The organism is Nonomuraea longispora, assembly GCF_004348345.1.
Lineage (GTDB): Bacteria > Actinomycetota > Actinomycetes > Streptosporangiales > Streptosporangiaceae > Nonomuraea > Nonomuraea longispora.
Genome location: NZ_SMJZ01000344.1, coordinates 1 through 4836 on the forward strand (window position 1 = coordinate 1; position 4836 = coordinate 4836).

The following is a 4836-nucleotide window of genomic DNA, read 5'->3' on the forward strand; positions in this document are numbered from 1 at the left end:
GAGGGAACCGGTGCCTGATCGTCCGGTTGGGATCAGGTTCGTGGCCGCCTGGCTGCTCTCGCGTCATGATTCCCCCACGCATGTGTGAGTTACGCCCACATTGTCACACTCAATACGCGCTTTCGAGCCCTCGGTGCCGTTCCCACCACCTATGGCACCGGCCTCGCGGAGCGCCTGGCCACCCTGGCTCCGGACGGTGTCGACATCGCGCTCGACACCGCGGCCTCCGGCTCCCTGCCCGACCTCATCGCGATCGTGGGCGCCCCTGCTCGTGCGTCGACGGTCGCCGACCACGCCAACGCGCACCGCCTGGGTGACACACGCGAGGAAAGAATCGTGGTCCGCGTCTGAGCTGGGTGGCTTCAGCCCTGGTTGCCGTAGGGCGGCTGCTGCCATCCCTGCCCCTGGCCGGAATGCGGGTAGTGCGGCTGCTGAGGGTCACGCCGGGCGATCACGCCCGCGATCAGCAGGCCGGTGCCGGTCGCGTTGAAGAGCATGCCCACGGCGCTCATGAGCATGGCGGCGCCGCCCGCGCCCAGGGCCTCGTACAACGAGCCGGCGACAAAGCCGAGGACGACGTTGAGCAGCACCCCCACGAGCAGGACGGCGCAGCCCGCCATGCCCAGAGTCGCGCCGCGCCCATGGGCCCGTCGGTTCATAGCCGTCACGATGACGCCGCCCACCAGCACGACGACCATGACGAGAGGGAAGATGATGCTGATCACACTGAGCATGAGGCCTACTCCGGGGGTTGCGGGGTCTGCTCGACGGTAGCGGATCGCCGGGCCTCGTCCACCGCCTTGCCGATCGAGCCGAGGTCCAGGGCGCCTTGGTAGCGCACGCCGTTGAGGAAGAGGGTCGGGGTCCCGCGTACGCCGCTCTCCCGGCCGGAGGACTCGTCGGCGGCGATCCTGGCGGTGTGGCGGGGCACGTCCGTCCAGGGTTCGACGTCGAGCTGGGCGGCGTAGTGCGCGAGGTCGGCGTCGGTGAGGAAACGCTGGTTGTCGTAGAGGATGTCGTGCATCTCCCAGAACCTGCCCGCATCGGCCGCGGACTCCGCCACCACCGCGGCGGGCGCGGCCCGCGGATGCAGGGTGCGCAGCGGGAAATTCCGGAAGACCACCCGCACGTCGGGGTTCTTCTTGCGCAGCTCCTCCAGGACCGGGTGGAGGCGTCCGCAGTAGGGGCACTCGAAGTCGCCGTACTCCACGATCGTCACCCTGGCCGTCGCCGGGCCGCGTACATGGTCGGCGGACCCCACGGGTACGGAGAGCAGCTCGGGCAGATCCTCCTCGGGCTCGGCCTCGGGCGGCGCGCACACCCCGCCGCGGTCCCAGGCCAGTTTGAAGATCAGCCAGCCCAGCACCGCGGACAGCAGGGACCCCGCCAGGATCCCGATCTTCGCCTGGGACTGGATGCCCGGATTGTCGTCGAAGGCCAGGTCCACGATGAACAGGGACACGGTGAAGCCGATCCCGGAGACCGCCGCGCCGCCGAACAACTGCCCCCACACCAGGTTGCCCGGCAGGGAGCCCCATCCGAACCGCAGCGGCACCCACGTGCCCAGCGAGATGCCGACGAACTTGCCCACCACGAGCCCCAGCGTCACCCCGATGGAAACAGGCGAGGTGAGGGCGGCCCGCAGGGACTCGCCGTCCAGCAGGACCCCGGCGTTGGCCAGCGCGAAGACCGGCACGATGACGTAGGAGCTCCACGGCTGCAGCCGCAGCCGCAGCCGCTCGTTGACCGAGACGGCCCGCTGCACCCGCAGCGTGGCCTCCCTGGCGGCCTGCGCGCTCGGCGAGCTGGTGAACGACTGTACGGCCTCGCCGGCGAGCAGCAGCTTCTGGTCGGTCGGCGCGTAGACGAAGACCAGGACCCCCAGCGCGATGCCGACCAGCGTGGGGTGGATGCCGCTCTCCAGCGTGGCCACCCACAGCCCGAAGCCCAGCACGATGTAGGCGGGCGCCCGCCAGATCTTCAGCTTCCGCAGCGTCAGGATGGCGGCGAGCAGCGCGAACGCGCTGAGAAGCGCGGGGACGGACAGGCTGTCGGTGTAGAAGATCGCGATGACGAGGATCGCCAGCACGTCGTCCACGATGGCCAGCGTCATCAGGAACGCCCGCAGCGGATCGGGGCAGCGGGCCCCCACGACGGCGAGCACGCCCAGCACGAAGGCGGTGTCGGTGGCGATCGGCACGCCCCACCCGACCTCGCCGGGCCCGCCGAAGTTCAGCAGCAGATAGATCCCGGCCGGGACAAGGATCCCGCCCAGGGCCGCCAGGGCGGGCACGGCCAGGAGACGGCGGTCGCGCAGCTGGCCGAGCCGCACCTCGTACGACACCTCGAGCCCGATGAGGAAGAAGAAGACGGCCATCAGACCGTCGTTGACCCAGTGCCGCAGGTCGAGGGAGAACAGCGCGTCCCCGAAGGAGATGCCTGTCGGGATGTGCCAGAAGGCCTCGTACGTGTCGCCCCAGGGGGAGTTGGCCCACACGAGGGCGAGCACGGTCGCGCCGAGCAGCACGGTCGTGCCGCCCGCCTCGGTTCTCAGGAAAGCCCGCAGCATGACAGTCCACCCCCAGGTGTTTGATCCTAGAGGTGTCTGGACAACTGCCCCCGAGCCGCCCGGACCGGACCCTTCCGGCGTTGCCCCGCCCGCGGCGCCGGAATCACCGCAGGAACAGGAACACCGCCGCGTCCCGCGCCAGCAGGAAACCGACGATCGCCAGCCCCCAGCTCAAGGCCGAGGCCGCATGCCTGGTCAGCCACCCGCGCAGCCGTACCAGCTTCGGCTCCAGCCACGCCCCCGCGAGGCCGCGCAGTCCCATGAGCGCCAGCGGCGGAAGGACCATCACCAGCACGTATGCCGCCAGCAAGGGCCCCCACTGCCCGGCCGTCAGCCCGGAGGTCGTCATGATGCCGATCGCGGCCAGGTACGGCACCATCGTGGCCACCTCGAGCATCCCGGCTGTCAGCCCGAGCAGCACCATCGTGCGCGGCCCGCCTGCCCGCGGCTCGAACCGGCGTTCCGGCTTGCCGAGCCTGGCGCGCCGCTTCGGGTCGAACCTGAAGCTGAGCGCGAACAACCCGACGCCGAGCGCGAGCTGCACCCAGTAGGCGGGTTCGCTGCGCAGCACGTGGCCGAAGGCGTCCATCGCCGTGGACAGCCCCAGCATGAGGGCGACCCCGACCAGGAAGTAGAAGAGCGCCACGGTGGCCAGATAGATCAGCAGTCGTGACCCTCGTGACCGGTCGGAGGCCAGCAGCAGGTAGACGGGGATGCCAAGGGTGCCGAAGCTGGTGCTGTCGACGACCGCGAGGGCGGCGAGGGTGAGCAGCAGGCCGATCGTCATACCGTCGATCCTCGCGGGCCCGCGGGGGCGCCGCCTCCTCCCGCGGAGCGAGAGCAGGCGTACATCTTTCTGCTCATCCGCCCGCCGGGAGAGTACTCTGGGCGGCCGCGACCGCCCGCCGGCGAAGGAGATGCGATGATGAGCCGCCGGTGGAGCCGGTCGAGCGGCACCCGTGACACGCCGCTGCGCGCCGCCCGCGAGGTCTTCCTGGACAAGGGCTACGCCGAGGCGACCGTGGCCGACATCGTCGAGGCGTCCGGCATCAGCGTCGGCAGCCTCTACCACCATTTCGGCGGCAAGCCCGGCCTGTTCCTGGCGTTGTGGGAGCGGTTCACGCGCGGCCAGGAGGAGCGCACCTCCAAGGCGGCCGAGGGCACGTGCTCGGCCTGGCGGACACCCGCGAGAGCCACGTGCTCGTCGTGCTGCTCACGACCATGATGGGCGAGGCGGGCCGGGAGGTCGCGGCGTGCGAGACCGGCGAGGACGCCAGGGTGACGATCGATGAGGTGATCCGCCTGGCGAGACGGCTGCTGCCTACCCCTGACGGCGTAGCAAAGCCGACTCCTTAGGGACGACGACACGGCCGGCGGCGGATGCCAGCGTGGACGTCATGGACGCTCTTCGCAGGGCGCTGGGCCGGCTATCGGCCTGCTACGCGCTGGTCTTCCTGTCGTTCGCGCTGCCGCATTGGGGGGTCGCGCCGGGCCTGATGGACGAGCCCGTGATCATACCGGCGGCGCTCGTCGAGACGTTGTGCGCGGCCGCCATGCTCGCCGGCGCCCATGGTGCGCTGTCCGGGCGCTTCTGGGCCTGGAACGGGCTGCTCTACAGTCACGCCGCGGCGCTGGGCGGGGTGGTGCTGGGGATCCTGGCCATGGCTCTCAGCGGGAACGCGGGCTCGGCGCTGCTCGCCTGGTATCACGGCTCCATGGCGGCCGTGCTCGCCGCGGGCCTCGCGGCGGCCTTCTACGTCTCCAGGGTGCGCAGGTAGGCGGCGGCCTCGTCCAGGTGGTCCTCGCCGAACACCCGGATGCCGTCCCGCTCCAGCAACGCCGTCGTGACGCCCTGGCCCCGCGCTCGCCGCCCCTCGAAGCCGCCGTCGTAGACGGAAAGGACGCCGCACGAGGGGCTGCCCTCCTTGAGGACCGCCATCCGGATGCCGGACGAGCGCGCGAGTGCGAGCGCCGACCGCGCGCCCGCCACGAACGCGGCCGTCACGTCGGAGCCGTCGATCGCCAGCACGCGGGCCGCGCCCGAGAGCACGGCCGCGCCGCCCGCGCCGTCCTCGATCTCGGCGGCCGGGCGCGGGACCGGCAGCCCGCCCTCCACCTCGGGACAGAACGGCACCAGCCGCCCCTGCGCGCGCCACGCGGCGAGCCAGGCGTCGGAGCTGGTCTTCGCGCCGCCGTCGTAGCGCACCTTGCGCCCCATCAGGCAGGCGCTGACGAGGATCCTCTCCACGTCCTCGATCCTATGACCG

The 4836-nt window shown here is 71.3% G+C and carries 7 protein-coding genes and 1 pseudogene; 4 read left to right on the top strand and 4 right to left on the bottom strand.

Annotated elements, in window-relative coordinates; all coding sequences use genetic code 11:
- Positions 1-126: 126 nt before the first annotated feature.
- A pseudogene (locus E1267_RS42540) lies at positions 127-315 on the top strand (NADP-dependent oxidoreductase); the annotation flags it as partial.
- A gap of 47 nt (positions 316-362) precedes the next feature.
- Here E1267_RS42540 and E1267_RS42545 read toward each other — a convergent pair.
- The 3 genes from E1267_RS42545 to E1267_RS42555 all read right to left on the bottom strand — a co-directional run bounded on the left by E1267_RS42545 (position 363) and on the right by E1267_RS42555 (position 3356).
- Positions 363-734: a hypothetical protein gene (locus tag E1267_RS42545; RefSeq protein WP_132341818.1), complete on the bottom strand. Its 372-nt coding sequence runs from the start codon at positions 732-734 to the stop codon at positions 363-365.
- Between the two features lie 5 nt (positions 735-739).
- Positions 740-2569 (bottom strand): Na+/H+ antiporter NhaA, encoded by a 1830-nt coding sequence (gene nhaA, locus E1267_RS42550; RefSeq protein ID WP_132341820.1) that lies wholly within the window; start codon positions 2567-2569, stop codon positions 740-742.
- 103 nt (positions 2570-2672) lie between these two features.
- Entirely contained in the window at positions 2673-3356 is a 684-nt protein-coding gene (locus E1267_RS42555) for a GAP family protein (RefSeq protein WP_132341822.1), read from the bottom strand.
- A 135-nt stretch (positions 3357-3491) separates the two neighbouring features.
- Between E1267_RS42555 and E1267_RS42560 the strand changes: the two genes are divergently transcribed.
- The 3 genes from E1267_RS42560 to E1267_RS42565 are packed head-to-tail and all read left to right on the top strand — an operon-like array spanning position 3492 to position 4347.
- Positions 3492-3794: a TetR/AcrR family transcriptional regulator gene (locus E1267_RS42560; protein ID WP_246064704.1), complete on the top strand. Its 303-nt coding sequence runs from the start codon at positions 3492-3494 to the stop codon at positions 3792-3794.
- Entirely contained in the window at positions 3776-3925 is a 150-nt protein-coding gene (locus E1267_RS45135) for a hypothetical protein (RefSeq protein ID WP_165960112.1), read from the top strand. The genes E1267_RS42560 and E1267_RS45135 overlap by 19 nt, the downstream gene beginning before the upstream one ends.
- Before the next feature lie 41 nt (positions 3926-3966).
- Entirely contained in the window at positions 3967-4347 is a 381-nt protein-coding gene (locus E1267_RS42565) for a hypothetical protein (RefSeq protein WP_132341824.1), read from the top strand.
- Here E1267_RS42565 and E1267_RS42570 read toward each other — a convergent pair.
- Positions 4323-4817 (bottom strand): 2-thiouracil desulfurase family protein, encoded by a 495-nt coding sequence (locus E1267_RS42570; protein WP_132341826.1) that lies wholly within the window; start codon positions 4815-4817, stop codon positions 4323-4325. The two genes, E1267_RS42565 and E1267_RS42570, sit on opposite strands and share 25 nt — an antisense overlap.
- Positions 4818-4836: the final 19 nt, after the last annotated feature.

Bases quoted from the DNA above. Each gene is read 5' to 3' on its own strand.
- E1267_RS42565 (WP_132341824.1), top strand. From the start codon at position 3,967: ATGGACGCTCTTCGCAGGGCGCTGGGCCGGCTATCGGCCTGCTACGCG.
- E1267_RS42545 (WP_132341818.1), bottom strand. From the start codon at position 734: ATGCTCAGTGTGATCAGCATCATCTTCCCTCTCGTCATGGTCGTCGTG.
- nhaA (WP_132341820.1), bottom strand. From the start codon at position 2,569: ATGCTGCGGGCTTTCCTGAGAACCGAGGCGGGCGGCACGACCGTGCTG.
- E1267_RS42560 (WP_246064704.1), top strand. From the start codon at position 3,492: ATGATGAGCCGCCGGTGGAGCCGGTCGAGCGGCACCCGTGACACGCCG.
- E1267_RS42555 (WP_132341822.1), bottom strand. From the start codon at position 3,356: ATGACGATCGGCCTGCTGCTCACCCTCGCCGCCCTCGCGGTCGTCGAC.